The organism is Thioclava sp. F42-5, assembly GCF_002213195.1.
GTDB lineage: Bacteria > Pseudomonadota > Alphaproteobacteria > Rhodobacterales > Rhodobacteraceae > Thioclava > Thioclava nitratireducens.
In genome coordinates this window covers 149332-173797 of record NZ_NBNZ01000001.1, presented here as the reverse complement: position 1 = coordinate 173797, position 24466 = coordinate 149332, and the positions used below count along the sequence as shown (strand labels likewise).

The 24466-nt window shown below is 66.2% G+C and carries 24 protein-coding genes; 14 read left to right on the top strand and 10 right to left on the bottom strand.

Annotated elements, in window-relative coordinates:
- Positions 1–5 precede the first annotated feature (5 nt).
- Positions 6–287, top strand: coding sequence for an acyl carrier protein (locus tag B6V74_RS00795; protein WP_075774623.1), 282 nt, complete (start codon positions 6–8; stop codon positions 285–287).
- Complete coding sequence (locus tag B6V74_RS00790) at positions 287–1492, top strand: beta-ketoacyl-[acyl-carrier-protein] synthase family protein (protein ID WP_088721711.1); 1206 nt, start codon at positions 287–289, stop codon at positions 1490–1492. Before B6V74_RS00795 ends, B6V74_RS00790 begins: the two co-directional genes overlap by 1 nt.
- Before the next feature lie 72 nt (positions 1493–1564).
- Here B6V74_RS00790 and B6V74_RS00785 read toward each other — a convergent pair whose 3' ends face one another.
- Complete coding sequence (locus B6V74_RS00785; protein ID WP_088721710.1) at positions 1565–2302, bottom strand: invasion associated locus B family protein; 738 nt, start codon at positions 2300–2302, stop codon at positions 1565–1567.
- A 561-nt stretch (positions 2303–2863) separates the two neighbouring features.
- On the opposite strand from B6V74_RS00785, the gene B6V74_RS00780 reads away from it, so the two are divergent.
- The gene (locus B6V74_RS00780; protein WP_199224665.1) at positions 2864–4444 is read left to right on the top strand and encodes a helicase HerA-like domain-containing protein; all 1581 of its coding nucleotides are present in this window, start codon (positions 2864–2866) and stop codon (positions 4442–4444) included.
- Here the strand turns inward: B6V74_RS00780 and B6V74_RS00775 are convergent.
- On the bottom strand, positions 4436–4702 hold the full coding sequence (locus B6V74_RS00775; protein WP_075774747.1) for a DUF6477 family protein: 267 nt from the start codon (positions 4700–4702) through the stop codon (positions 4436–4438). The genes B6V74_RS00780 and B6V74_RS00775 overlap by 9 nt on opposite strands.
- 377 nt (positions 4703–5079) lie before the next feature.
- Between B6V74_RS00775 and B6V74_RS00770 the strand changes: the two genes are divergently transcribed.
- Both B6V74_RS00770 and B6V74_RS00765 read left to right on the top strand, forming a co-directional pair.
- Positions 5080–6162, top strand: a complete 1083-nt coding sequence (locus B6V74_RS00770) for a DUF6456 domain-containing protein (protein ID WP_240497057.1) — start codon at positions 5080–5082, stop codon at positions 6160–6162.
- Positions 6163–6433: 271 nt separating this feature from the next.
- A complete protein-coding gene (locus B6V74_RS00765) occupies positions 6434–7327 on the top strand; it encodes a LysR family transcriptional regulator (RefSeq protein ID WP_088721709.1) in 894 nt (297 codons plus the stop codon).
- 57 nt (positions 7328–7384) lie between these two features.
- Here the strand turns inward: B6V74_RS00765 and B6V74_RS00760 are convergent, their stop codons facing one another.
- Positions 7385–7933 (bottom strand): peroxiredoxin, encoded by a 549-nt coding sequence (locus tag B6V74_RS00760; protein ID WP_088721708.1) that lies wholly within the window; start codon positions 7931–7933, stop codon positions 7385–7387.
- Positions 7934–8232: 299 nt separating this feature from the next.
- Here B6V74_RS00760 and lipA point away from each other — a divergent pair, with 299 nt between their 5' ends.
- The 3 genes from lipA (at position 8233) to B6V74_RS00745 (ending at position 10908) form a co-directional block, all read left to right on the top strand.
- Positions 8233–9183: a lipoyl synthase gene (gene lipA, locus B6V74_RS00755; RefSeq protein ID WP_075774628.1), complete on the top strand. Its 951-nt coding sequence runs from the start codon at positions 8233–8235 to the stop codon at positions 9181–9183.
- A gap of 219 nt (positions 9184–9402) precedes the next feature.
- Positions 9403–10050, top strand: coding sequence for a DUF3047 domain-containing protein (locus B6V74_RS00750; RefSeq protein ID WP_088721707.1), 648 nt, complete (start codon positions 9403–9405; stop codon positions 10048–10050).
- Between the two features lie 96 nt (positions 10051–10146).
- Positions 10147–10908: a DeoR/GlpR family DNA-binding transcription regulator gene (locus tag B6V74_RS00745; protein WP_088718813.1), complete on the top strand. Its 762-nt coding sequence runs from the start codon at positions 10147–10149 to the stop codon at positions 10906–10908.
- Between the two features lie 3 nt (positions 10909–10911).
- Here B6V74_RS00745 and B6V74_RS00740 read toward each other — a convergent pair whose 3' ends face one another.
- On the bottom strand, positions 10912–11673 hold the full coding sequence (locus tag B6V74_RS00740) for an IclR family transcriptional regulator C-terminal domain-containing protein (protein ID WP_088721706.1): 762 nt from the start codon (positions 11671–11673) through the stop codon (positions 10912–10914).
- A 104-nt stretch (positions 11674–11777) separates the two neighbouring features.
- On the opposite strand from B6V74_RS00740, the gene B6V74_RS00735 reads away from it, so the two are divergent.
- From B6V74_RS00735 to pcaF, 3 genes are read left to right on the top strand one after another with little or no spacing between them, the layout of a single operon-like run.
- Positions 11778–12500, top strand: a complete 723-nt coding sequence (locus tag B6V74_RS00735) for a 3-oxoacid CoA-transferase subunit A (protein WP_088718811.1) — start codon at positions 11778–11780, stop codon at positions 12498–12500.
- Positions 12497–13180: a CoA transferase subunit B gene (locus B6V74_RS00730; RefSeq protein ID WP_088718810.1), complete on the top strand. Its 684-nt coding sequence runs from the start codon at positions 12497–12499 to the stop codon at positions 13178–13180. Before B6V74_RS00735 ends, B6V74_RS00730 begins: the two co-directional genes overlap by 4 nt.
- Complete coding sequence (gene pcaF, locus B6V74_RS00725) at positions 13173–14378, top strand: 3-oxoadipyl-CoA thiolase (RefSeq protein WP_088721705.1); 1206 nt, start codon at positions 13173–13175, stop codon at positions 14376–14378. Before B6V74_RS00730 ends, pcaF begins: the two co-directional genes overlap by 8 nt.
- 211 nt (positions 14379–14589) lie before the next feature.
- Here pcaF and B6V74_RS00720 read toward each other — a convergent pair whose 3' ends face one another.
- From B6V74_RS00720 to B6V74_RS00710, 3 genes are read right to left on the bottom strand one after another with little or no spacing between them, the layout of a single operon-like run.
- Complete coding sequence (locus B6V74_RS00720; RefSeq protein WP_075774635.1) at positions 14590–15642, bottom strand: ABC transporter substrate-binding protein; 1053 nt, start codon at positions 15640–15642, stop codon at positions 14590–14592.
- Positions 15639–17051 carry a sensor histidine kinase gene (locus B6V74_RS00715; RefSeq protein WP_088721704.1) on the bottom strand — a complete coding sequence of 471 codons (1413 nt, stop codon included), beginning with the start codon at positions 17049–17051 and terminating at the stop codon, positions 15639–15641. The genes B6V74_RS00720 and B6V74_RS00715 overlap by 4 nt, the downstream gene beginning before the upstream one ends.
- Positions 17044–17724 carry a response regulator transcription factor gene (locus tag B6V74_RS00710; protein ID WP_075774637.1) on the bottom strand — a complete coding sequence of 227 codons (681 nt, stop codon included), beginning with the start codon at positions 17722–17724 and terminating at the stop codon, positions 17044–17046. Before B6V74_RS00710 ends, B6V74_RS00715 begins: the two co-directional genes overlap by 8 nt.
- Positions 17725–17838: 114 nt before the next feature.
- Between B6V74_RS00710 and B6V74_RS00705 the strand changes: the two genes are divergently transcribed.
- The 3 genes from B6V74_RS00705 to B6V74_RS00695 all read left to right on the top strand — a co-directional run bounded on the left by B6V74_RS00705 (position 17839) and on the right by B6V74_RS00695 (position 20850).
- A complete protein-coding gene (locus B6V74_RS00705) occupies positions 17839–18804 on the top strand; it encodes a tripartite tricarboxylate transporter substrate-binding protein (RefSeq protein ID WP_199224664.1) in 966 nt (321 codons plus the stop codon).
- 66 nt (positions 18805–18870) lie between these two features.
- The gene (locus B6V74_RS00700; protein ID WP_075774638.1) at positions 18871–19302 is read left to right on the top strand and encodes a tripartite tricarboxylate transporter TctB family protein; all 432 of its coding nucleotides are present in this window, start codon (positions 18871–18873) and stop codon (positions 19300–19302) included.
- Positions 19303–19311: 9 nt separating this feature from the next.
- A complete protein-coding gene (locus tag B6V74_RS00695) occupies positions 19312–20850 on the top strand; it encodes a tripartite tricarboxylate transporter permease (protein ID WP_075774750.1) in 1539 nt (512 codons plus the stop codon).
- A gap of 105 nt (positions 20851–20955) precedes the next feature.
- Here B6V74_RS00695 and B6V74_RS00690 read toward each other — a convergent pair whose 3' ends face one another.
- The 3 genes from B6V74_RS00690 to B6V74_RS00680 are packed head-to-tail and all read right to left on the bottom strand — an operon-like array spanning position 20956 to position 24424.
- The gene (locus B6V74_RS00690; RefSeq protein ID WP_075774639.1) at positions 20956–21759 is read right to left on the bottom strand and encodes a 3-hydroxybutyrate dehydrogenase; all 804 of its coding nucleotides are present in this window, start codon (positions 21757–21759) and stop codon (positions 20956–20958) included.
- Entirely contained in the window at positions 21759–23261 is a 1503-nt protein-coding gene (locus B6V74_RS00685) for an AMP-binding protein (protein ID WP_088721703.1), read from the bottom strand. Before B6V74_RS00685 ends, B6V74_RS00690 begins: the two co-directional genes overlap by 1 nt.
- Entirely contained in the window at positions 23258–24424 is a 1167-nt protein-coding gene (locus tag B6V74_RS00680; protein ID WP_088721702.1) for an acetyl-CoA acetyltransferase, read from the bottom strand. The genes B6V74_RS00685 and B6V74_RS00680 overlap by 4 nt, the downstream gene beginning before the upstream one ends.
- Positions 24425–24466 lie beyond the last annotated feature (42 nt).

Below are 24466 nucleotides of genomic sequence, written 5' to 3'. Positions count from 1 at the left end.
CAGATATGAGGCCAGACGTGCAAGACCAGGTTTTCTCGATCATCGCCCGCGAAGCCCTTCGTGAGCCCTCCGAGCTTTCGCCCGAAATGACCCTCGACGAATTGGGGCTCGACAGTCTCGGTCTGGTGGAGGTGATCTTCGCCATCGAAGAGACGTTTGACGTTTCGGTGCCTTTCAACGCCAACGAGCCCGCCGCCTCGCAATTCGACATGTCCTCGATCGGGGCGATCGTCGGCGCGGTGGAGCGTCTCGTCTCGGGTGGCAAACCCTCGACCGCCGTCGCCTGATGCGGCGCGTCGTCATCACGGGCGCGGGCACGATCAACGCGCTTGGAGAGGGCGTTGCGGCAACCAAGACGGCCATGGCGGAGGGGCGCAGCGGTATCGGGCCGCTCTCCTTCGCTGATGTGGAGCGGTTGAGCATTCGCATCGGCGGCCAGATACACGGCTTCGATGCCACCAGCCGCTTCACCTCGGCGCAGCTCGCGCAATACGATCCTTTCACCCAATACGCGCTGGTCGCGGGGGCGGAGGCGATGGCTCAAGCCGGGCTTGAGCGCGCCCCCGATCCCGCGGCCTGGGGCTGCATCATCGGCACGGCGGGCGGGGGACACACCACCGCGAACAACGCCTATCGCGCTGTTTTTGCCGACCAAAAGAACCGCGTTCACCCGCTGACGGTGCCCAAGCTGATGGGCAATTCCGCGCCTTCGCATCTCTCGATCCGCTACGGGCTGCAGGGGCCGAGCTTCGCCGTCGCCACCGCCTGCGCCAGTTCGAACCACGCGATCGGCCTAGCCTTCCAGATGGTGCGTTCCGGCATGGCCGAGGGGATGCTCGCGGGCGGCTCGGAAGCGATGCTCAATTTCGGTGGGCTGAAAGCGTGGGAAGGGCTGCGGGTGATGTCGCCCGATGGCTGCCGCCCGTTTTCTGCGGATCGCAACGGCATGGTGCAGGGCGAGGGCGCGGGCGTTTTCGTGATCGAGACGCTGGAAAGCGCCGAGGCGCGCGGCGCGCGGCCCTTGGCCGAGATTGCGGGCTTCGCGATGAATTCCGATGCGCGTGACGTCGTAATGCCCTCGCGCGAGGGGGCGCGCGCGGCGATCTCCGGCGCGCTGCGCGATGCGGCTATGGCGCCTGAAGAGGTCGGCTATATCAACGCCCACGGTACCGGCACGGCGGCCAATGACCGGATCGAGACAGCCGCGATCCGCGCGGCGCTAGGCCCGACGGCCGATCAGGTCGCGGTTTCCTCGACCAAGGCGCTGCACGGCCACTGCATCGGCGGCACGGGGGCGGTGGAGCTGATCGCCTGCCTGATGGCGCTTGGCGACGGGGTGATCGCGCCCACGGCGAATTACACCACACCCGATCCCGACTGCGATCTCGATTACGTGCCCAATACCGCCCGCAAGGCACAGGTCGGCGCGGCGCTGTCCAATGCTTTCGCCTTCGGTGGGCTCAACGCGGTTCTCGCGCTGCGTGCGATGTGAAAACGCCGCGCCCGGATCGGGCGCGGCGTCTTTGATCTCAAATGGTTATGAGTCGAAGCTCATCCATCCAGCTTACTGCTGAACGCCATTTTCCTTGTTGGTTTTCACGGTTTCCTCGAAGGCCTTGGTGAAGCCCTTGAGCGAGATATCCGCTTTCACCTTCTGCTGCGGGTTGGCCAGCGGCGTGATCGTGATCGTCGCCTTGCTGCCTTTCTTGAGCGAGTCCAGTTCGGCTTTGCTGACACCGAAACGGGCGAAGCAGCCCATCATCCGCGGGTCGCAGAAGGAATAGGGGTAGACCATCGGCTTGCCGCCATCGACCTGCATCACGAGGTTCTGCGACAGGAGCGTCTGGATCGGCACCATGATGGTGAGGCCGGCTGCGGCCTGGCTGCCATCGGGCAGGCCGATCACCGAGATGTCGGCCACGTTGCCGCCATTCTGGTCCTTGATCACCTGGTACATCTGGCAGGGATCCTTGCCGTCGGGCGACTTGGCGCATTGCAGCTCCCAGTCTTCGTAGGTCGCCTTGACGTAGGTCTGCGGCTCCTGCGGCTTCTGGGCCTGCTGGTCGGCGCCGGGCATGGTCGGGGCGTCCGCAGCCGCATCGGGCGCGGTCTGGCCGTCGGTCGCCTGATCGGTATTGGTCGCATCCGCATCCGCGGCCGTCGTGCCATCGGCGCTTGCGCCTGCGGTCGCATCCGCCGACGGGGTCGTGGAGGTGTCGCTCGACGTGGTGTCTTGTGCCCAAGCCCCGCTTGCAAGGCCGAGGGCCAGAGCGAGGGCGAGCGGTTTCGTCAGTTGAGACATATTACTCTTCTCCTGAAACGTATTGGGCGAAGGCTTAACACGGGTCCGCGGCGCTGTCAGTGATGAATTCGGCAGCCGCGCTCACGGATAGGCGGCATGCTGCCACAGTTTCGTGAGGTGCCGGGACGCGCGCGTCGGGCTGGCTGTGAGCGGGAAATGCCGAGAGGCTCAGAGGGGCGATTCATCCGCGACGGGCGCGGGTGTGACGGGGCGTTTCGGGGCTACGATAGCGGGGCTTTCCAAGCGAAAGGGGCCCGTTCAGGACCCCTTCCTTTTCCCCCTGTCGGACTGGCCGACTTCGTCATTGACGCCACGCTAGGCTGTAATTTTTCACAGGTCAACAGGCAAAGTTGAGGAAGTGTTACGCGCGGTGAGGGGATGAGGCACGCGGCGCAATCCCTTGGCATGCAAGAAAAAGACCGCGCCGAGGAGGGCGCGGCCAGTCTGACAGGGAGGAAGTGCCCCCGTCTGCGCAAAAGCGTAACCCGAGGGCAGGATCACACTGGCGCAAAGGGGTTAAGATAGTATTGTCTGAGCCGGGATTTGTTTGGCGAGGGCGAAATGACAGGTGTTCTGACCGAAGAGGGCGTGTTCGTTGGTGGCGGCGGCGAAGGCTACGCGACCCCGCAGGAATTGAAGCTCCAATACGGCAACCGTCACGGGCTCGTGGCGGGCGCGACGGGCACCGGAAAGACGGTGACGCTGCAGATCCTCGCCGAGGGATTTTCGCAGGCGGGCGTGCCGGTCTTCATGGCCGATGTGAAGGGCGATCTTTCGGGTATCGCGGCCTCCGGCTCGACCGAGGCCAAGCTGCATGACGCCTTCATGGAGCGCGCGCAGACGATCGGCTTCGATCTGGACTACCGCGCCTATCCGACGGTCTTCTGGGACATGTTCGGCGAGAAGGGCCACCCGGTGCGCACGACCGTCTCCGAGATGGGGCCGCTGCTGCTGAGCCGGCTGCTGGGGTTGTCCGAGGCGCAGGAAGGCGCGCTTAACATCGCCTTCCACATCGCCGACAAGGAGGGGCTGGCGCTGCTCGATCTCGATGATCTGCGCGCAATGCTACGCCATATCGGCGAGCGCGCGGACGAGATCGCGCTGGAATACGGCAATGTCGGCACCGCGACGATCGGGGCGATCCAGCGCGACCTGCTGGTGCTGGAGAACCAGGGCGGCGGGCAATTCTTCGGCGAGCCGGCGCTTGACCTGACCGACCTGATCCGGACCGATGAGAACGGGATGGGCCAGATCAACATCCTTGCTGCCGACAAGCTGATGGGAAATCCGCAGCTCTACGCCACCTTCCTTCTGTGGCTGCTTTCGGAACTGTTCGAGGAACTGCCCGAGGTCGGCAACCCGGACAAGCCTAAGCTCGTGTTCTTCTTCGACGAGGCGCACCTGCTGTTCGACGACGCGCCCAAGGCGCTGGTCGACAAGGTAGAGCAAGTGGCGCGGCTGATCCGCTCGAAGGGGGTGGGCGTGTTCTTCATCACCCAGAACCCCGGTGACGTGCCCGACGGCATTCTCAGCCAACTCGGCAACCGGGTGCAGCATGCGCTGCGGGCCTTCACCGCGAAGGATCAGCGCGACCTGCACCGCGCGGCCGAGAACTACCGCGCCAATCCGAGCTTCGACACCGAGATTGCGATAAAGGAGGTCGGCACCGGCGAGGCTGTCACCTCTTTCCTCGAAAAGAAGGGCGTGCCGGGGATGGTCGAGCGCACGCTGATCCGGCCGCCGCAATCGCGCCTCGGCCCGCTTAGCGATACCGAGCGCGCCGCGGTAATCGCGGAAAGCGGTTTGGGCGACAAGTATGACACGCCGGTGGATCGCGAGTCGGCGCAGGAAATCCTTGCCAAGCGCGCCGAACTGGCCGCGCGCGAGGCGGCGGAGGCGGAAGCGCGCGAGAAGGCCGCCAAGACCGCCGCGGGCCGCTCCGAGCTCGATGCGGGGTTCGAGAATTTCAACAACGCGCGGCGCTACGATCCGACGGCGAAGTCGAAGCCGACGCGCAGATCCTCGAGCCGATCCGATACGATACTCGAGACCTTTGGCAAGAGCCTCGCGCGTCAGCTGGGCACCAAGACGGGCCAGACGATCGTGCGCGGGGTTCTCGGCTCGCTCTTCAAGTCACGCTGAGGCTGACATCGATTTTCGGGCCAGCCGGGCTTCGGCGAGCAGGGCGATCAGCAGTTCAAGATGGCGGGCGACCGAGTAGGTGGCCTCGCCCGCGCGCCGCGCCTGATCGAGCGCCATTTCCTCCGCCATCAATGCGCGCAGCGCCGCGCCGGGGCGCGGCAGCTCGCTCATCCGCATCACACGCTTGAGGTCGCGTTTGCGGCTGTAATCGCTCAGTCCGAAGCGCGCGGCGCGGATCAGCAGGCGCGGGCGACGCATTCTCGCGACCCCGGCGACGGGTTCGGACGCGACGCTAGCGGGTGCCGTGGTTTCGACGAGATACAGTTGAGCGGAAGGGCGGAGAGCGGGCGTGTTTTTCTGGCGAAATGCGGCGGTCATCGGAAACTCCCTTGAGGTGAGATCCCGAGCGTGACGCAGCTTCGCACGGTGTTGCGCAAATTTCGGCGTCAGCGCGCGCCCGGCAAAGCTTTGTTTAGGAAGTTTAAGGAATTCTTGCTGGCGTCCCGTTTGTTAACGAACGGGTAACCAAAGCAACTCACGGTTGTTACCGGACGGACTCGCCGAGCTTTGCCCGGCGTAATCTGGGGGACAGTATGAATTCGATCGCACCGGCCCCGGCGGAACTTCCCGCCTGACTGCCCAAACATGCCCAACTCTATCTGCGCCATGTCGAAGACGGCATTCCGATCAGGGAGTTGGCACGGGCCGAAGGCTGTGCGGCCTCGACAATCCTGCGCCGCGTGCGCCGGATCGAGGCGCGGCGGGATGATCCGCTGGTCGATGAGGCGCTGGAACGTCTCGGCCGTGCGGCCGGATCGGGCGCTGCCAATCCCTCCATCGCTCCGGGTCCGACCGTGCTCCAGAAGGACACGCCCATGACTGCAGCTTTCCGCCCTAGTGAAACTCCCGCCAACGAAGAGCAACTGCGCCGCGAGACGCGCCGCATCCTGCGCCGCCTGTCCGAGCCGGGCGCGCTGTTGATCGTGGGGCGCGAGATGGACAAGGCCGTGGTGCTGCGTGGCACGGTGCGCACGGCGGTGCTGGAGCGGGCGGTGGCGCAGGCCTTCGCACTGAAGGACTGGATCGAGGTGGCCCATGAGGGGCGCGTCACCAGCTACAAGATCACGCATGCGGGGCGCGCAGCGCTGAAGCGTGTGCTCGAAGAAGAGGCCGCCGCGCGCGGGGAAACCGCCGCCAATCCCTTCGCTGCGCAACATGGCGAGTTCGTCCAGGAGACGCGCGCCGACGCCGACGGGCACCAGCGCCGTGTGCGCGCCAATCTCGCCGAGAGCCCGCTCGCAGTGCTGGCGCGGCGGCGCGACAAGCAGGGACGGCCGTTCCTGAGCGCCGATCTGGTCGCCGCAGGCGAGCGGCTCCGCGAGGATTTCGAATTGGCGCAGATGGGTCCGCGGGTCGGGCAGAACTGGGAACGCTTTCTGACCGGCGGTGGCGGGCGCGGGCAGTATCGCCCCGAACTGGCGATGGGCAGCGGCTCCGACACCGCGCGGGAGCGGGTGGCGCTGGCGCTGCGCGATCTGGGGCCGGGCCTGGGCGACATGGCGCTGCGCTGCTGCTGTTTCCTCGAAGGGCTGGAGACGGCGGAGAAGCGGCTGGGCTGGTCGGCGCGGTCGGGCAAGATCGTCCTGCGGATCGCCCTGCAACGCCTCAAGCGGCATTACGACGAGACCTATGGCGGGGCAAGTCCGATGATTGGATGAGCGGTGAGGCCGTGAACGCGCAATGCGCCACCCAATGCTTAAACCTAACGGGTCGCTAAAGTTAAGGTATCACTTCAATTGAGACCCGTAGGTACCTAGAAGATATAAGAAAAGGCGCGAAAAACCTTTGCGCCGTTTTCCCTGTTCGCGGGCCAACGTCTTCCTCGCTGCGAGAATTTTAATTGGAGAGTGGCCTCTTCGCATGCGTCCTCCATCAATATTCGCATAAAGAGAAATTGTAAAAATATCCAAGTCTCGATAATTGAAGGCTATGAATATAACGCTTCGCCAACTCACCTATCTGCGTGCGCTCGCCCAGGCGCGCTCGTTCTCGCGCGCCGCCGAACTGGTCCATGTCAGCCAACCCGCGCTCTCGGTCCAAATCCGCGAGCTGGAGGAGCAGGTCGGTCAGCCGCTGGTCGAGCGCCGCCCGCGCGACGTGCGGTTGACGCGGGCGGGTCGGCGGGTGCTGGAGACCGCCGAGCGGGTCGCGGGCGAGTTGCGCGATCTGCAGTCCGAGGCGCGGCGCGGGCTCGGGCAGATCAATCTCGGCGTGATCCCGACCATCGCGCCCTATCTGCTGCCCGCCGCCTTGCCCGGGCTGCGCGCGCAAGGGGCGCTGCGGCTGCGCGAGGCCACGACCGAGACGCTGCTGACCGAGATAGCCGAGGGCCGCCTCGATGCCGCGATCATCGCCACCCCGGCACCGGAACTGTTCGAGGCCTCGCTGTTCGAGGATCGCTTCCTGCTGGCGGGCACGCCGGACCAGCTGACGATGGTGCGCGGCCTCAGCCCGCAGGCGATCGACCCGGATCAGTTGCTGCTTCTGGATGAGGGGCATTGCCTTGCCGATCAGGCGCTCGCGCTGTGCGGGCTGACGCGGGCGGCGCAACGCATCGACCTTGGTGCGTCGTCGCTGAGCACGCTCTGTGCGCTGGCGGGGCAGGCGATGGGGCTGACGCTGGTGCCCGAGATCGCGAGCCTGCAGGAAACGCGCGCCGTCCCGACGCTCGCGCTCAGCCGTTTCGACGAGGAGCCCGCGCGGATGGTCCGGCTGGTCCGGGCCCGCGAGGTCTCCGATGCCGAGGCATGGTTCGATCCGCTGGTACGCGTCCTGCGAAAGGCGGGCGAGGGGCTGGTCGCGCAGGCGCGCAGACGGTTCTGACCGCCGCCACGCGCCCCGTGGCTTAGAGCGCCGGCCCGAAACCGGGCCGGCAGTTGGTCACGCCGCCGCTTCGGCGTTGGCGTCGACCAGCCAGTTCAAGACGGTCTCGGGCGAGGACACGCCATAGGGATCTTCGCCGTGGTTGTCTTCGAGGCCGGGCTCCTCGAACCAGGCTTCGATCACGCCGTCATTGACGACGGCCGCATAGCGCCACGACCGCAGACCGAAGCCGAGATTGTCCTTGCGCACAAGCATGCCGACGCGGCGGGTGAACTCGCCCGAACCATCGGGGATCACCTGCACGTTCTCGAGGCCCTGCGCCTTGGCCCACTGGTTCATGACGAAGCTGTCATTGACCGACAGGCAATAGATCGCGTCGATGCCCTGTTCGGCGAAATCGTCGAAGCCCTTCTCGAAACCGGGCAGCTGGTAGGTCGAGCAGGTCGGCGTGAAGGCGCCGGGCAGCGCAAACAGCACCACGCGCTTGCCCGCGAAGAAATCCGCGGTGGTCCTGTCCTGCCAGCGGAACGGGTTCGGCCCCTCGATGCTTTCGTCGCGCACGCGGGTGTGGAAGGTGACGTCGGGCAGTTTCGAACCGGGAAGCATAGGGAGGTCTCCTTGATCGGTTGGGAAGGTTGCGTTTTGGAGAGAGGCCTGACTAACGGATGTCGCTTTCGGTCGCAATCGCTGACTTTGCAGATGCAGCATTCGCCGCGCGACCTTCACAAGGGCCGTTGGCGGATGTCGGCGTTGCGAATGTTCGTCCCCGCTCTGTCCGCTTGCCACGGCCTCGGGCAGATCGCGCAGCCTCGCGCGGTGTGCAATACTGCCTTTGGGCCTGCGCATTTGCATCCTGCACGCAATCGGCTTATGTGACGATCAACCGCACTCCGAAAGGATGGATCATGCGCGATCTCAAGATGCCCGGTGAACGCCACCCCGAAAAGGCGCATCGCGCCGACAATGCTCAGCCCAAGAAACCCGACTGGATCCGCGTGAAAGCGCCGGTCTCGGAAGGCTACAAGAAGACGCGCGACATTCTGAAGACCAACAAGCTGGTCACCGTCTGCGAAGAGGCGGGCTGCCCGAATGTCGGCGAATGCTGGAGCCAGGGCCACGCCACCATGATGATCATGGGCGAAATCTGTACCCGTGGCTGTTCCTTCTGCAACGTGGCCACCGGTCGCCCCGACGCGCTCGACGTGTTCGAGCCGGGCCGCGTCGCCCATGCGGTCGAGACGCTGGGCCTGAACCACGTCGTGATCACCTCGGTCGACCGCGACGATCTGGACGATGGCGGGGCGGAGCATTTCGCCCAGACGATCCGCGCGATCCGTCACCGCTCGCCCGACACCACGATCGAGATCCTGACGCCGGACTTCCTCAAATGCGAGCCCGCCGCGCTGGAGAAGGTTGTCGAGGCGCGCCCCGACGTGTTCAACCACAATCTCGAAACCGTGCCGGGCCTCTATCCCGGCGTGCGCCCCGGTGCGCGCTACTTCCACTCGCTGCGCCTGTTGCAGCGCGTGAAAGAGCTGGACCCGTCGATGTTCACCAAATCGGGCATCATGGTGGGTCTGGGGGAAGAGGCGCCGCAGGTCCGTCAGGTGATGGATGACATGCGCTCGGCCGATGTCGATTTCCTGACCATCGGGCAATATCTGCAGCCGACGCCGAAGCACCACGCGGTGATGCGTTTTGTCACGCCGGAAGAGTTCCGCGACTATGAGAAAGCGGCCTACGGCAAGGGCTTCCTGATGGTCTCCGCGACGCCGCTGACCCGCTCGAGCTATCACGCGGGCGACGACTTTGCGCGGCTGCGCGAGAACCGGCTGAAGAAGCTCGGCCTGAGCTGAGCGCGCCAGAAGCGATTTGAAAGAACCCGGCCCCGGTGGCCGGGTTTTTCATTTCGCGAGTTGGGTGAGTTTTTCTCCAAGCCGAACAGGTCGCGAAACTGCAGCGCATCGCGCGCGCCCTGTCTTGACGGTCTGCGACCTGCGGGCATCATCCGGGCCAAGTGATCCGGCGCGCCGATTGCCTGCGTAGCCCTGTCAGCCAAGCAAGAGGAGAGTGTCATGCGCCGCCTGTCGATCGCCTTTCTCGCATCAAGCTTCTGCGTGGGGCTGATGCCGGGCCTAGCCCCGGCCTCGATCTTCGGTGGCTGGACCGAGCAGCGGTTCTCGCTGTTTTCCTCGAATGACTGGGAACAATCGCCAAACGGCGTGGAGATGCGCTCGGACGGGGCGGTGTCGTTGATCTGGCGTGCGCTGCCTCAGGCAGATTGGGGCGCGCGCAAGGCCGCGTGGCAATGGTCGGTCAGCCAAAGCGTCCCGCCGACGAAGCTCGACCGAAAGGGCGGCGACGATCGCGACCTCTCGCTCTATTTCGTCTTCATGCCAGAGGCGGTCGCCCGGGCCAATCAGGGGGCGGGCATCCGCAAGCTTCTGGCGGTGAAGGAAGCGCGGGTGCTGATGTATGTCTGGGGTGGCGCGCATGGGCGCGGGGAGCTCTTGCCGTCGCCCTATCTGGGTGCGCGCGGCAAAACGGTGGTGCTGCGCCCGGCGGGCACCGGATCGCATTCCGAGAGCGTCGATCTGGCTCGCGACTACCAGCGCGCCTTCGGGGGCCAGCCGACGCAGCTCGTGGGGCTGGCGCTGTCAGGAGACAGCGACGACACCGACAGCGCGATCCGTGCCCGGATCTCGGGGCTGAAGCTGAACTGACCGCGCCACACGGCTTCCGGTGATTTCACACAAAAACACTGCCAAGACATGACTTTGTCGGTAACCTGTGGCAGCAAGACCCAAAAGGGGGGCAGGATGGCGCTCAATTTCCGACAGTCCGAAATTCTCGAGATCGCGCGCGACGAGGGCCGTGTGGTGGTCGAAGCCTTGGCCGAACGCTTCAATGTCTCGGTCCAGACGATCCGGCGCGACCTGACGGAGCTCTCCGAAGCGGGGCATCTGGAACGCGTGCATGGCGGGGCGGTTATCCGCACTGGCGTTGTGAATTTCGCCTATGAAGAGCGCCGCCGGATGAACGAGGCGGCGAAGGCGGCGATCGGGCGGGCCTGTGCGCAGGCGATCCCCGACAACAGCTCCATCGTGCTGACGCTGGGCACCACGACCGAGGCGGTGGCGCGAGAGCTTCTGCATCACCGCAACATCACCGTGGTCACGAATAACATCAATGTCGCCAATATCCTGCTGGCCAATGAGAGCTGCGATATCCTCGTCGCGGGCGGCAATCTGCGCCGCTCGGATGGCGGGCTGGTGGGTGACCTGACGGCGGATTTCATGGGCGAATTCAAAGCCGATTTCGCGGTGATCGGGACCTCCGCGCTCGATTCCGACGGTGACATGCTCGATTACGATCTCGCCGAAGTGCGCGTCAGCCGCCGGATCTTGCGGCAGGCGCGGCAGAGCTTTCTGGTGACCGACGCGTCGAAGCTGGAACGCTCCGCGCCGGTGCGGCTCGCCTCGCTCTCCGACATCGACCGGGTTTTCATCGACAAGCCCTTGCCGGATGCGCTCACGGCGCTTTGCGCGCAATGGGACACCGAGATTACCGTGGCGGGGTGAGGCTCAGCGCAGCACGCGCCGCAGCCCCGTCTGCACCCGCGTGAGTTCCGGCAGATAGGTCTCGATCAGCGTCTCCGCCGGATCGGCGCTCGCCGCCATCCCGGTATTGAGCGCGGCCACGACCCGCCCATGGATGTCGTAAAGCGGCACCGCGATGGAGCGCAGCCCAATCTCCACCTCCTGATCGATCACCGCATAGCCGTCGCGGCGCACCTGATCGATGCGCGCGAGGATTTCGCCCGGATCTGTGAGGCTATAGGCCGTGCGCGGCGTCAGGTCCGAGGCCTCCACGGCTGCGCGGGCGTCCTCCGGGGGCAGGGCGGCCAGCAACACGCGCCCCATCGAGGTGCAATGCGCCGGAAGGCGCGAGCCCGGCATCAAGCCGATCGACATCACCCGCCTCTGCGCCGCCCGCGCGAGATAGACGATCTCCGTCCCGTCGAGGATCGAGACCGAGCAGCTCTGCCCGATCCGATCGGTCAGCTGATCGAGCCACGGCTGCACGATCTGCGGCAGCGGTAGCGAGGCCAGCGCCCCCATCCCGAGCCGCAGAACCTTCGGCGTCAGCGTGAAGAACTTGCCGTCGTATTCCGCGTAGCCTTCCGCATTCAGCGTCAGCAGACAGCGCCGCGCCGTGGCCCGGTCGAAGCCCGTCGCCTGCGCCACCGCGGCAATCGAGAGCCGCGGCGTCTCGGCCCCGAAACATTCGATGACGCGTAGCCCCTTGGCGAAAGAGGCGATGAAATCGGTCGGTTTGTTCAACATGCGAACAGGTTTTCGCGCGATGCGAACAAATGTCAAGATGCGCACGAAATCCGTGGAAAGCTGTGCGACGCAGGTCTAAATCCGAGGCCTCAGGAGGACCGCAAATGGACAAGAGACTTTCCTCGCTGACCGAGGCCGTGGCCGATATTCAAGACGGCGCCACGGTGATGGTCGGCGGTTTCGGCGGCTCGGGCGCGCCGATCGAACTGATCCACGCCCTGATCGACCGCTATCTGGAGACCGGATCGCCCAAGGGGCTGACCGTGATTAACAACAACGCAGGCAACGGCCATGTCGGCATCGCCGCGATGATCGAGCAGGGTATGGTCAAGAAGATGATCTGCTCTTTCCCGCGCTCGGCCGATCCGACGGTGTTTACCGAACGCTATCTGGCGGGCGAGATCGAGCTGGAACTGGTGCCCCAGGGCACGCTCGCCGAACGAATCCGCGCGGGTGGCGCGGGCATTCCGGCCTTCTTCACGCCGACCTCCGTGGGCACCGATCTGGCCGAGGGCAAGCCGGTGCAGCAATTCGACGGCCGCGACTACGTGATGGAGCGCTGGCTCAAGGCCGATCACGCGCTGATCAAGGCCGAGCAGGGCGACGCGCTTGGCAACCTGACCTACCGGATGGCCGCGCGGAACTTTTCGCCGCTGATGGCGACGGCGGCGGCAAAGGTCATCGTGCAGGTGAGCAAGGCGGTCGAGCCGGGCGAGATCGACCCGGAAGTCATCGTCACCCCGGGCATCTTCGTGGATGCGATCGTCGAGGTCGCCAATCCCGCCCAGGAAGAAGAGTTGAACCGCGCCGGAGCCCATCACCCATGACCCAGAAACTGAGCAATGCACAAATCGCCTGGCGCGCCGCCCAGGACATCGAGGACGGCGCCTATGTGAACCTCGGGATCGGCTTTCCCGAGATGGTCGCGCGCTTCCAGCCTGAAGGCCGCGAGGCGATCTTTCACACGGAAAACGGCGTGCTCGGCTTCGGTCGTGCGCCCGAGCCCGGTCAGGAAGACTGGGACCTCATCAATGCCGGGAAAAAGGCGATCACGCTGAAGCCCGGCACCGCGTTTTTCCACCATGCCGACAGCTTCGCGATGGTGCGCGGCGGGCATCTCGACGTGGCGATCCTCGGCGCTTACCAGGTGGCCGAAACGGGCGATCTGGCGAACTGGTCGACCGGGCCGAAAGGCGTGCCGGCCGTGGGCGGGGCAATGGACCTCGTGCATGGCGCGAAACGCGTGGCTGTCATCACCGATCACGTCACCAAGAAGGGCCAGCCGAAGCTGGTGGAAAGCTGCACCTTCCCGCTGACCGGCGTGGGCTGCGTGACCCGCGTCTATACGTCGCTCGCCGTCGTGGACGTGGTCGATAGCCGCTTCGTCCTGCGTGAAAAGCTCCCCGCGATCTCGATGGAGGAGCTGCAATCCGTCACCGGCGCGACCCTCCATGTCGAGGGCGAGGTGGGTGACCTGATCTGTCCCGAGGAGTTGGCCGATGCGTGACGCTTATATCTGCGACTATATCCGAACCCCGATCGGCCGTTTCGGCGGCGCTCTGGCACCTGTCCGCGCCGACGATCTGGGGGCGATCCCGCTGAAAGCTCTGATGGCGCGCAACACGGGCGTCGATTGGGAAGCGGTCGAAGACGTGATCTTCGGTTGCGCCAATCAGGCGGGCGAGGACAACCGCAACGTGGCGCGGATGTCGGCGCTCCTCGCGGGTCTTCCGGTGAACGTGCCGGGGACCACGATCAACCGGCTTTGCGGCTCGGGGATGGATGCGATCATTACCGCAGCCCGTGCGATCAAGGCGGGCGAGGCCGATCTGATGATCGCGGGCGGTGTCGAGAGCATGTCGCGCGCGCCCTTCGTGATGCCGAAAGCCGAGGCCGCCTTTAGCCGCGCCAATGCGGTCTATGACACGACCATCGGCTGGCGCTTCGTGAACAAGCTGATGAAAGAAGCCCATGGCGTCGACTCGATGCCCGAGACGGCGGAGAACGTGGCCGATGATTTCGGCGTGAGCCGCGAAGATCAGGACGCCTTCGCGGTCCGCTCGCAGGAGGCTGCGGCCAAGGCGATGGAGGCGGGCCGTCTGGCCGAGGAGATCACCCCGGTCACGATCCCGCAGCGCAAGGGCGATCCGGTGGTGGTCGACACTGACGAGCACCCGCGCCCCGGCACGACGCTTGAGGCGCTGGCCAAGCTGCGGCCCATCGTGCGCCCCGACGGCACGGTCACGGCGGGCAATGCGTCCGGCGTGAACGATGGCGCGGCGGCGCTGATCATCGCCTCCGAGGAGGCCGTGCGCAAACATGGGCTGACGCCGCTGGTGAAGATCTCGGGCGGGGCCGCGGCTGGCGTGCCGCCCCGGATCATGGGCTTCGGGCCTGCGCCTGCCAGCAAGAAGCTGATGGCGCGGCTGGGGCTCACTCAGGACGCCTTCGATGTTATCGAGCTGAACGAGGCCTTTGCCAGCCAAGGTCTGGCCACGCTGCGCGATCTCGGTATCGCGGATGATGATGCGCGCGTGAACCCCAATGGCGGCGCGATCGCTCTGGGGCATCCTCTGGGCATGTCGGGCGCGCGGATCACCGGCACGGCGGCGCTGGAACTGGTGCGCCGCAAGGGCCAACGGGCGCTGGCCACGATGTGCATCGGCGTGGGCCAAGGCATCGCCGTGGCGCTGGAGGCGGTGTAACCGAGACTGCGCCCGCTACGTGCCGAAGGCGCAGGGCGTGCGCCAGTCCGTCCCGGCGGGCTGGCGCATCTGCCATTCGCGCGCCGCTCGGCGAATGGAGGGGCGGGGCGGGGATTGACCGCCCAGCCCGAGGGTCGCGTGCGCCATCCCACGGACCGGCGCACACCCTTTCAGATGGAGCGCGTCTCCGCTTGAGCCGCCCCTCCGCCACTCATTGCGCAAAGGTATCGCGCCAGCGCTCCAGAAACCGCGCGGCTTTCATCGTGTCGGTCGCAACCAGCAGCGGCGGGCCCAGTGCGATGAGGCGTTGCAAGGTCAGCGTCTCGTCGCTGTCGCTGCCGCCCCCGTCATTCGCGATCGGGTCGATCAGCTTGGTCTGCGCCAGCGCCCGTTGGCCCGCGGGTGAGAGCAGAAAATCCAGCAGCTTGGCGGCGGTCGGATCTGGCTCGGGCCCCGGAAGGTAGGCCGCGCGCGAGAGCACCAGCGTGTAATCGGCGGGCGCGATGATACCCAGATCGGGATTGTCGCGCGCCGCCTGCGCCGCGTAGGAGCCGAGGATGTTGTAGGCGATCAGGTAGCGGCCGCCCGCGACACCGTCGATGATCTCGGCCGAGCAGCAGGTCGCGACCGCGCCGGAGCGCGCAAAGGCTTCCATCAAGCCGCCGAAGGTGCTGGCCTCTTGGCTGTCGAGAAAAGCGAAGAGGAACCCCAGCCCGGAATCCGCTATGTCATAGGTCGCGATCTTGCCGGTATAGGGCGATTGCGCGGGCCGCAGCAGGTCGACCAGATCGAAACGCGTGCGCGGCACGTCCTCGGGCGGAACCAGCGCGCGGTTGTAGATCATCACCGCGGGTTCGCGCGAGATGCCCCAGACCTGATCGCGCCAGCGCAGATCCTTCGGCAGTGCCGTCGTCTCGGGCGAGATCCATGTGGCGGCGCAATTGTCGTTCACCAGCTTGACCACATGTTGCACGCCCGAGCTGATCACCAGTTCGGCGCCGGGCTTGCCCTTCGCGCAATCGGCCTCGGAGATATCGTAGAGGTCGTTCGAGCCCCATTGCTCGAACCGGATCGCGAGGCCGGGCTGGGTGTCGAGAAACGCCTTGATCGCGGGGGCGAGGATATTGACGTCGGTCGTGGTGCGCAGGGTGATCTTGCGGGCGGGCTGATCTGGGCCGAAGGTGCGGACGGCCTCGGGCTCTGCGGCCAAAAGGGGGACGCTCAGGCACAGCCAGAGCGACAGGGACAGGAGCGTGCGAATCATGTTGGCTCCTCGGCTCGGGGCAGGGTGATCGCGATGGTGAAGCCTGCCGCATCGATTTCCATCTCCAGCGTGCCGCCATAGGTCTCGGCCACCGATTGCGCAATGGCGAGACCCAGCCCGCTGCTCGCGCCGCGCCGCCGCGTGTCCGTGCGCCCAGGCGCGAAACGCTCGCCCAGGCGCGCGCGCAGTTCGGGAGAGGGGCCGGGCCCCGCATCGCGCACCCAGAGCCGGGCGCGCCCGTCGCGCAGCTCCGCGCCGATGGTGACCGGGGCCTCGCCATGCGCCAGCGCGTTACCCAGCAGGTTCTTCGCCGCCTCCGAGAGTGACAGCTCATCGGCCAGCACGGGCACCTCCGCCTCGGCGATCTCCAGCCGGATGTCGCTGCCCGGCGCGAGAGCCGCATGATCGCCTTCCTCGAAGATATCCAAGGCGATGTTGCGCAGATCGACCCGCTCGCGCCGCGCACTGTCGGCGCGGTGGATCACAAGCGCGCGCGACAGCATCTGATCGAGCAGGCGGCTCAGCCGCACCGTTCCGGAATGCATCTTCGCGACGATCTGGTCGCGCCGCGCCGGGTCGTCTTCCTCGGCGGCGAGGTCGGATTGCGCGCGCAGGGCGGCGACGGGTGTCCGCAACTGATGCGCGGTGTCCGAGATCAGGCTTTTCATCGTGGCGAACTGCCGGTCGAGCCGCCCCATGAACCCGTTCGTGGCCTGCACCAGCACATCGACCTCGCGCGGGACGGCGGCGCGGATCGGGGTCAGGTCCTGCGGATCGCGTTCCGAGATGCCATGAGCCAGCCGCTCCAGCGGGCGCAGCGCGCTATGCACGATGATGATGGCGAAAGCGAGCATGGCGATGCCGCCGACCGCCAGCCCGCCAAGTGCGTTGCGAGTGATGCTGAGCGCAAGCTGGGTGCGCGCCCGCAGGGTTTGCCCCACGATCACCTCCACCGTGCCGGAGAACTGGCGTTCCGCGAAACGGCGCGTGACCCGGATGTAGCGCGCGGGCTCTCCCTTGAAGCGCGCATCGTAAAGCTCCGAGTCCTGTGCCGTCGTGTTCGGGCGGGGAAGGTCCTTGTAGCCTGTGAGCACCGCGCCTTTAGGCCCGCTGACCTGATAGGCGATGCGGTCGTCGGGGGCGAGGGCCAAGAGTTCGAAGGCAGAGACCGGAAGATCGACCACCGGCGCGCCGTCGCGGATCGAGATCGAAGCGGCGATGTCATTGGCGGCCCCCACCAGCAACCGGTCGAAGGCGTCGCGGGCCGCCGTGCGCCCATAGGCGAAGGCTGCGAGCGCGAGGATCAGCCCGCCGACGATCATCAGCCCCGACAGCCCGGTCACCAGCCGCGCGGTCAGGGATCGCGTGGCGGCGAGGCCGGTGTCGTGGGAGCGGGGGCCGTCAGACATCGCCGTCGCGCGCCGCCAGACGGTAGCCCCGTCCGCGCAGGGTCTCGATCTCGACCCCGCTGCCGGTAAGCTTCTTGCGCAGCCGAGCTATATAAAGCTCGATCGCGTTGTCGCCCGGCACGGCGTCGTCGAAGGCGTAAAGCCCCTCGTGCAGCCGGTCCTTCGACATCACTTGCCCCGCATTGCGCATCAGAATTCCCAGCAGCGCGAATTCGCGGCCCGTCAGTTTCAGCGCCTGATCCCCGACCGAGGCGCTGCCCGCCGTTGCGTTGTAGCGCAGATGTCCGAGTTCGAGATCGGCGGAGCGGTCGGTCGCCTGACGTCGCCCGATCGCATGAAGTCTTGCTTCCAACTCACGGTGATCAAAGGGTTTTACGAGGTAGTCGTCCGCCCCGAGCTGGAAGGCGGAGATCTTGTCGTCGACCGAGAATTGCGCGGTCAGCATCAGCACCGGCATCATCGCGGCCTGCGCGCGCATCTCGCGCAAGAGGTCGGTGCCGCTGCCATCGGGCAGGTTGATGTCGAGGATCACCGCGTCATAGGCCTGCACCGCCAGAAAATCGCGCGCCTCCTCTACGGTGGCGGCGAGATCGCAGGCCATGCCGGACCGCGCAAGCCGACGCTGCGTGGCCTCGGCCAGTTCCTCGGCATCCTCCACTAGCAGAAGCCGCATCCATCCTCCCCGTTTCGGCTCCGAACCTGTGACAGGTTCGTGACAGGTTCAAGCGGTAAAACCCGACCCATAGCCCGCTGCGGGAGGCAACGGGCGGACAGTGGAGGATATACCATGGCTTTTAAACTCATGCGCGCGGCGATTGCTGCCGCGGCGCTCACCGTCGCGACCGGCGCGTCGGCACAGGAATGCATCGCACCGGCGAACCCCGGCGGCGGCTGGGACTTCACTTGCCGTCAGGTCGGCAAGACCATGCAGGATCTGGGTCTGATCGACTCGACCATGCAGGTCGTGAACCTCGCCGGCGGCGGCGGTGGCGTGGCCTTCGCCGAAGTGGTGAACAAGCGCAACGACGACGATAACCTGATCGTCGCGGCCTCCTCGGCCACCGCGACCCGTCTGGCGCAGGGCGCCTATCCGGGCAACTCGATGGATCAGGTCCGCTGGGTCGGATCGATCGGCGCGGATTACGGCGTGATCGCCGTGGCTGCCGACAGCGACATCCAGACGCTTCCGGAACTGCTCGACAAGATCAAGGCCGACCCGAACTCGGTCTCCGTCGCGGGTGGCTCGGCCGTGGGTGGCTGGGACCACCTCAAGGTTCTGATCGCGGCTGACGCTTACGGCATCGACGATGTGCGCAAGGTCAAGTACATCGCCTTCGACGGCGGCGGCGAAGCGGTGACCCAGCTTCTCGCGGGTTCGGTCCAAGCCTTTACCGGCGATCTGTCGGAAGCCAAGGGCTTCGTCGATTCCGGCGATATCCGTGTGATCGCGGTGCTGGCACCCGAGCGTCTGGACGGTGAATTCTCGAAATTCCCGACCGCGAAAGAGCAGGGCATCGATGCGATCGGCGCCAACTGGCGCGGCTTCTACGCACCGGGCGGCATGTCCGACGAAGCCTATCAGGCTTGGGTCGACAAGGTCGGCAAGCTCTACGCTTCGGACGAGTGGAAGCAGGTGATGGCGGCCAACGGTCTGGCCCCGCTCGACCTGCAGGGCGCCGAATTCGAGGCCTTCGTCGAGAAGTCGGTCCAGCAGATCCAGGACATCTCGCGCCAGATCGGCATCATCAAGTAAGCGAGACACCCATGCGCGCGGCGGGCCCAAGGGCGCCGCCGCGCCTTCATTTCAAGGGAGGGGATCATGAGTGATCGCATCTTCGGCGCCGTCGGCCTGTGCCTCGCGCTGTTCTACGGCTGGGCGACGCTGCAAATCCAAGAAAGTTTCCTGTCGGATGCGGTGGGGCCGAAAACCTTTCCGCTGGTGATCGCGGTGATCCTCGGGCTGGCTTCGCTCGCGATCCTGCTCAAGCCCGATCCCGACCCGGTCTGGCCGAGCCTCTCGCGGCTCGCTGAAATCCTCGCCGCCGTCGTGGTGATGATCCTCTATGCGGAATTCCTGCCCATCGCGGGCTTCCTGATCGCGACCGCTTTTGCCAGCGCCTACCTGACATGGCGGCTGGGCACGCGGCCGCTGCAATCCGTCGTCGTCGGCGTCGCCACCTCGATCGGTATCTACGTAATCTTCAAGCTGGTGCTGGGCCTCTCGCTCGCCAGCGGCCCCTTCGGTTTCTGAGGTGAAATGATGGACACCTTAATGTCACTCGCAGACGGTTTTCACACCGCTCTGACCTTCGAAAACCTGCTGCTCGCGCTTTTGGGCACGTTCCTCGGCACCATGATGGGCGCGCTGCCCGGCCTCGGCCCGTCCAACGGCGTCGCGATCCTGATCCCGCTGGCGTTTACGCTGGGGCTGGGAGCCACGCCCTCGCTGATCTTGCTCACGAGCGTCTATTACGGGGCGATGTATGGCGGGCGGATCAGTTCGATCCTGCTGAATATTCCGGGCGACGAACCCGCGATGATGACCTGTCTCGACGGCTACCCGATGGCCAAGAAGGGGCTTGCGGGCGAGGCGCTGTCGCTCTCGGGTATCGCAAGCTTCGTGGGTGCTTTCATCGCCACCTGGGGCCTGATCCTGCTGGCACCGCAGCTGGTGAAATTCGCGCTGCTGTTCGGTCCGGCGGAATATTTCGCGCTCTTCGCGCTGGCCTTTGCCACGCTGGGCGGCGTCTCCTCGACCAATCAGGCGAAATCGGCCTTCGCCGCGATGCTGGGCCTCGGCCTGTCGGTGATCGGGGTGGACACCCAGACCGGCGTGCCGCGTCTGACCTTCGGCGAGGTGCACCTCTATGACGGGCTCGATTTCCTCGTCGCCATCGTCGGTCTTTTCGCGCTGTCGGAAGTGTTCATCTTCCTCGAGCACCGCCACGGTTCGGCCACCGGCGCGGGTCACAAGGTCTCGGTCGGGCGCATCACACCCCCGTGGAAGATGGTGAAAGAGACGACGCCTACCATGCTGCGCTCGTCGCTCTTGGGCTTCGTCGCGGGCGTGCTGCCGGGGGCAGGGGCGTCGCTGGGCTCCTTCATCTCCTACTCGATGGAGAAGAAGCTGGTGGACCGCAAGAACACCTTCGGCACGGGCGACCCGCGCGGTGTCGCGGCCCCCGAGGCGGGCAACAATGCGGCCGCAGGCGGTGCGCTTGTGCCGATGCTGGCGCTCGGCGTGCCGGGCTCGGGGACGACCGCCGTGCTGCTGGCGGTGCTTCTGTCGCTCAACATCACGCCCGGCCCCTTGCTGTTCCAGAACAACCCCGATGTGGTCTGGGGTCTGATCGCGGCGCTCTTCATCGCCAACTTCATGCTGCTTGCGATGAACATCCCGATGGTGGGCATCTTCACCCGCGTCCTGATGATCCCGCCGCGCATCCTGATGCCGATCGTTGCGATGGTGTCCTTCGTGGGGATCTACGGGATTTCCGGCTCCAGCTTCGATCTGCTGGTGATGATCGGCTTCGGCGTGATGGGCTGGGTACTGCGCAAGCTCGACGTGCCGCTGGTGCCGATCATTCTCGGCACGCTTCTGGGCAACACGATGGAGAACAACCTCCGCCGGGCGGTCACGATCTCGAATGGCGATTACGGAACGCTGGTCGGCAGCCCGCTGGCAATCGGCCTGTGGACGGTGGCGATTGTCGGCTTCATCCTGCCGCTATTCCTCGGGCGCTTCGTGAAAGCGCGGATGCATGAGCGCCGCGATGACGAGGGTGCGATCGAAGACTGATCGCACCCCCAAGCCCAGGCACCGCACCTCCCCCGCGGTGCCTGGGCCGGATTGAAGGCAGGGGCGGCGGTGGTCAATCCGCCGCCCCTTTTTGCCTCCGATCCGTTACTGCGTGGTCCAGCCACCATCGACCGGAATGGACGTACCGGTCACGTTGTGCGCGATCGGCGCACAGAGCCAAAGCGCGAGCGCCCCGATCTCGGACGGGTCCGAGAGACGTCGCGTCGGCTGCTTCTCCGCCAGAAGATCCGCGATCCCCGCGGCCCGGTCGCCGCCATGGGCTGCTGCGCGTTCAGCGATCTGCGGCCCGAGGATGTCGGTTTCGGTCCAGCCCGGGCAGATGCAGTTCACCGTCACGCCGCCCGCTTCACGCGTGCCCGCCTGCGCATATTCCAGCGCCGCGACGCGGCTCATGCCGACGAGGCCGAATTTCGAGGCGACATAGGGCGCCTTGTTGGCCGAGGCCACAAGCCCATGCACCGAGGCGATATTGATCACCCGCCCGTAGCCGCGCTCGGCCATGTCCGGCATCGCGCGGCGCATCGTATGGAATGCACCCGAGAGGTTCACCGCGAGCACCGCGTTCCAGATCTCGGGCGTGGCGTCGGCAAGGCTGGTGGTGCGCTGGATGCCTGCGTTGTTCACGAGGATATCCGCGCCGCCCCACTCCGCGACCGCGTCCATCATCGCGTCGATTTGCGTGGGATCGGCCATGTCGGCGTCGAAGAATTTCACCTCGGGCGAACCCGCCTTTTCCAGCACCGCCGTCGCCTTGGCGATCTGCGCCTCATCGGCCAGCCCGTGCAGCGCGATACGCGCGCCCGCCTCGGCCAGCGACTTGGCGATGGCGAGCCCGATCCCCTGCACCGAGCCTGTCACCAGTGCGGTCTTTCCCTCCAGTTGCGACATCAATCCTCCTCCGTCACCATTTTGCGCAGCTCGGTCTTGAGGACCTTGCCGTAATTGTTCTTGGGAAGCTGCGTCACCACGCGATACGCCTTGGGGCGCTTGAACCGCGCGATCTGATCGCAGCAATGTCGATCGAGGGCGGCGGGGTCGATCTCGGACCCCGGCGCAGGCGTGACGAAGGCCACGACGCTCTCGCCCCATTCCGGGTCGGGTTTGCCGACCACCGCGACCTCATGGACCGATGGGTGCAGCAGCAGAACCTCCTCGACCTCGCGGGGATAGATGTTGGTGCCGCCCGAAATGATGACATCCTTGGAGCGATCCTGCAGCGTGACGAAGCCGTCCGCATCCATCGTGCCCAGATCGCCGGTCCAGAGCCAGCCGCCGCGGAGCGCCTTCGCACTCGCCTCCGGGTTCTGCCAGTAGCCCGACATCACCGCCGCGCCGCGCACGAGGATCTCGCCGGTCTCGCCAGCGGGCAGGGGGCGGCCATCGGGATCAGCGATCCGCACCGAGACCGGGCTATGCGCGAGCCCGACCGAGGCCAGTCGTTCGCGCCAGCGCGGGTGGGTGCGATCCGCCACCAGCTCGCGCGACAGGGCGGTGATCGTCATCGGGCTCTCGCCCTGGCCGTAGATCTGCACGAAGCGCGGCCCCATCACCTCGACTGCCTCGATGATATCGGCGACATACATCGGCCCACCGCCATAGACGATGGTCTTGATGCCCTCGCCGGTCTGCCCCGCGGCGCGGGCGCGGTCCACCAGACGACGGATCATGGTGGGGGCGGCGAACATCGAGACATGTTGCAGCTTCGGAGCGAGGTCGAGAATTTCGTCGGCCTCGAACCCGCCCGAGCGCGGCACCACATGGCGCGCGCCGCGCATCACATGGACGAAGTTGTAAAGCCCCGCGCCATGCGACATCGGCGCGGCGTAGAGGATCGCGTCCTGCGGCTCGACGCTGTCGACGTCCGAGAAATACCCCAGACACATCGCCTGCACATTGGCCGAGGTGATGCACACGCCCTTGGGCCGCCCGGTCGTGCCGGAGGTGTAGAACAGCCAGACCGTCTGGTCGGCGGCGATCTCGACCGGGGCGAGCGTCGGGACATGGTGCAGGAGATCGGCATAGGCCGGGCCTCTCAGGTCCACCGTCTCGACGCCCAGATCGCTTTCCGGACCCCCGGTGAAGGCAAGCTTCGCCTCTGAAGCCTCGATGATCCATGCGGCCTCGCGCGGGTGCAGCTTGCCGTTGATCGGCACCGCCACTGCGCCTGCGAACCACGCGCCATACATCGCCTCGAGATATTCCGGGCAGTTCTTGGCGAACAGCGCGACGCGGTCGCCCGGAGCGATCCCTTTCGCGACCAGCGCAGCCCCGATCCGGGCGGCGCGGTCGGCGAATTCCGCATAGGTGGCGCGCAGCTCCTCGCCCTGCAGCAGCGCGGGGGCGTCCGGCGTGCGCACTGCACTGCGGATCAGCCACTCCGCCGGGTTCATGCCGCGCGCTCCGCTTCGAGGATCGAGCAGTAATTCGCGACGCCCGAGCCGCCCATGTTGAAGACGCAGCCCAGTTCCGCGCCGGGCAGTTGCATCTCGCCCGCCTGACCGGTGAGCTGCATCGCGGCCAGCACATGCATCGACACGCCGGTCGCGCCCACGGGATGCCCCTTGGCCTTCAGCCCGCCCGAGAGGTTCACCGGAAGCTTCCCGTCGCGCAGCACGAGCCCGTCGTCGATGGCGCGCGCGCCGGCGCCTTGCGGCACCAGCCCCATCGCCTCGTAGACGAGCAATTCCGCGATGGTGAAACAGTCATGGACCTCGGCGAAAGAGAGATCGTCGACACTCACGCCCGCCGCCGCATAGGCGCGGCGGAAAGCCTCCGCCGGGCCCTCGAAGGCCAGCAGATCGCGGCGCGACATCGGCAGGTAGTCATTGACCTGCTCGGCGGCGCGGAAACCGATGGAATTGGCGAAATCGCCCGCGCGGTCGTCCGCGACCATGACCAGCGCCGCCGCCCCGTCGGAGATCAGCGAGCAATCGGTCATCCGCAGCGGCGGGGCGATCATCGGGTTCTTGTCGCTCACCGTGTTGCAGAACTCGAACCCCACATCCTTGCGCATCTGCGCCAGCGGGTTGGCGAGCGCATTGTGGTGGTTCTTCGCCGCGATCCGGGCCAGCGCGGCCGAGCGGTCGCCATGCGACTGATAATAGGCCTGCGCGAAACGCGCGAAAATCTGCGGGAACGAAACGCCCGCCTCCTCCATCTGGTAAGATGCCCCGGCCAGTGCCTCGGTCACGCCAGCGGTGTCCTTCGCGGTCATCTTCTCGGCCCCGATGACCAGCGCGGCCTTCACCCGGCCCGAGCGGATCGCATCGCGCGCGGCATAGATCGCAGCCGAGCCCGACGCGCAGGCGTTCTCGACGCGGGTCGCAGGCGTGAAGCGCAGCTTGTCGTCGATCCCCAGCGCCAGCGAGCTTGCGAACCCGTCCGGCACCAGCCCGGAGTTGAAATGCCCCAGCCAGATGCCGTCGATCTCTGCCGGGTCGATCCCGGCGTGCTCCAACGCGCCGCCGCCCGCTTCGAGAACCAGATCCTCGAGCGTGCGCCCCTCCAGCTTGCCGAATTTCGTATGGCCCCAGCCGACGATCTTCGCGTCCATGCGGCTCTCCTCCCAATGGTTCTCCGTTGCGGCGGAGACTAG

Coding starts and splice junctions, on each gene's coding strand:
- B6V74_RS00795 (WP_075774623.1), top strand. CDS start 6: ATGAGGCCAGACGTGCAAGACCAGGTTTTCTCGATCATCGCCCGCGAA.
- B6V74_RS00790 (WP_088721711.1), top strand. CDS start 287: ATGCGGCGCGTCGTCATCACGGGCGCGGGCACGATCAACGCGCTTGGA.
- B6V74_RS00785 (WP_088721710.1), bottom strand. CDS start 2,302: ATGTCTCAACTGACGAAACCGCTCGCCCTCGCTCTGGCCCTCGGCCTT.
- B6V74_RS00780 (WP_199224665.1), top strand. CDS start 2,864: ATGACAGGTGTTCTGACCGAAGAGGGCGTGTTCGTTGGTGGCGGCGGC.
- B6V74_RS00775 (WP_075774747.1), bottom strand. CDS start 4,702: ATGCGTCGCCCGCGCCTGCTGATCCGCGCCGCGCGCTTCGGACTGAGC.
- B6V74_RS00765 (WP_088721709.1), top strand. CDS start 6,434: ATGAATATAACGCTTCGCCAACTCACCTATCTGCGTGCGCTCGCCCAG.
- B6V74_RS00760 (WP_088721708.1), bottom strand. CDS start 7,933: ATGCTTCCCGGTTCGAAACTGCCCGACGTCACCTTCCACACCCGCGTG.
- lipA (WP_075774628.1), top strand. CDS start 8,233: ATGCGCGATCTCAAGATGCCCGGTGAACGCCACCCCGAAAAGGCGCAT.
- B6V74_RS00750 (WP_088721707.1), top strand. CDS start 9,403: ATGCGCCGCCTGTCGATCGCCTTTCTCGCATCAAGCTTCTGCGTGGGG.
- B6V74_RS00745 (WP_088718813.1), top strand. CDS start 10,147: ATGGCGCTCAATTTCCGACAGTCCGAAATTCTCGAGATCGCGCGCGAC.
- B6V74_RS00740 (WP_088721706.1), bottom strand. CDS start 11,673: ATGTTGAACAAACCGACCGATTTCATCGCCTCTTTCGCCAAGGGGCTA.
- B6V74_RS00735 (WP_088718811.1), top strand. CDS start 11,778: ATGGACAAGAGACTTTCCTCGCTGACCGAGGCCGTGGCCGATATTCAA.
- B6V74_RS00730 (WP_088718810.1), top strand. CDS start 12,497: ATGACCCAGAAACTGAGCAATGCACAAATCGCCTGGCGCGCCGCCCAG.
- pcaF (WP_088721705.1), top strand. CDS start 13,173: ATGCGTGACGCTTATATCTGCGACTATATCCGAACCCCGATCGGCCGT.
- B6V74_RS00720 (WP_075774635.1), bottom strand. CDS start 15,642: ATGATTCGCACGCTCCTGTCCCTGTCGCTCTGGCTGTGCCTGAGCGTC.
- B6V74_RS00715 (WP_088721704.1), bottom strand. CDS start 17,051: ATGTCTGACGGCCCCCGCTCCCACGACACCGGCCTCGCCGCCACGCGA.
- B6V74_RS00710 (WP_075774637.1), bottom strand. CDS start 17,724: ATGCGGCTTCTGCTAGTGGAGGATGCCGAGGAACTGGCCGAGGCCACG.
- B6V74_RS00705 (WP_199224664.1), top strand. CDS start 17,839: ATGGCTTTTAAACTCATGCGCGCGGCGATTGCTGCCGCGGCGCTCACC.
- B6V74_RS00700 (WP_075774638.1), top strand. CDS start 18,871: ATGAGTGATCGCATCTTCGGCGCCGTCGGCCTGTGCCTCGCGCTGTTC.
- B6V74_RS00695 (WP_075774750.1), top strand. CDS start 19,312: ATGGACACCTTAATGTCACTCGCAGACGGTTTTCACACCGCTCTGACC.
- B6V74_RS00690 (WP_075774639.1), bottom strand. CDS start 21,759: ATGTCGCAACTGGAGGGAAAGACCGCACTGGTGACAGGCTCGGTGCAG.
- B6V74_RS00685 (WP_088721703.1), bottom strand. CDS start 23,261: ATGAACCCGGCGGAGTGGCTGATCCGCAGTGCAGTGCGCACGCCGGAC.
- B6V74_RS00680 (WP_088721702.1), bottom strand. CDS start 24,424: ATGGACGCGAAGATCGTCGGCTGGGGCCATACGAAATTCGGCAAGCTG.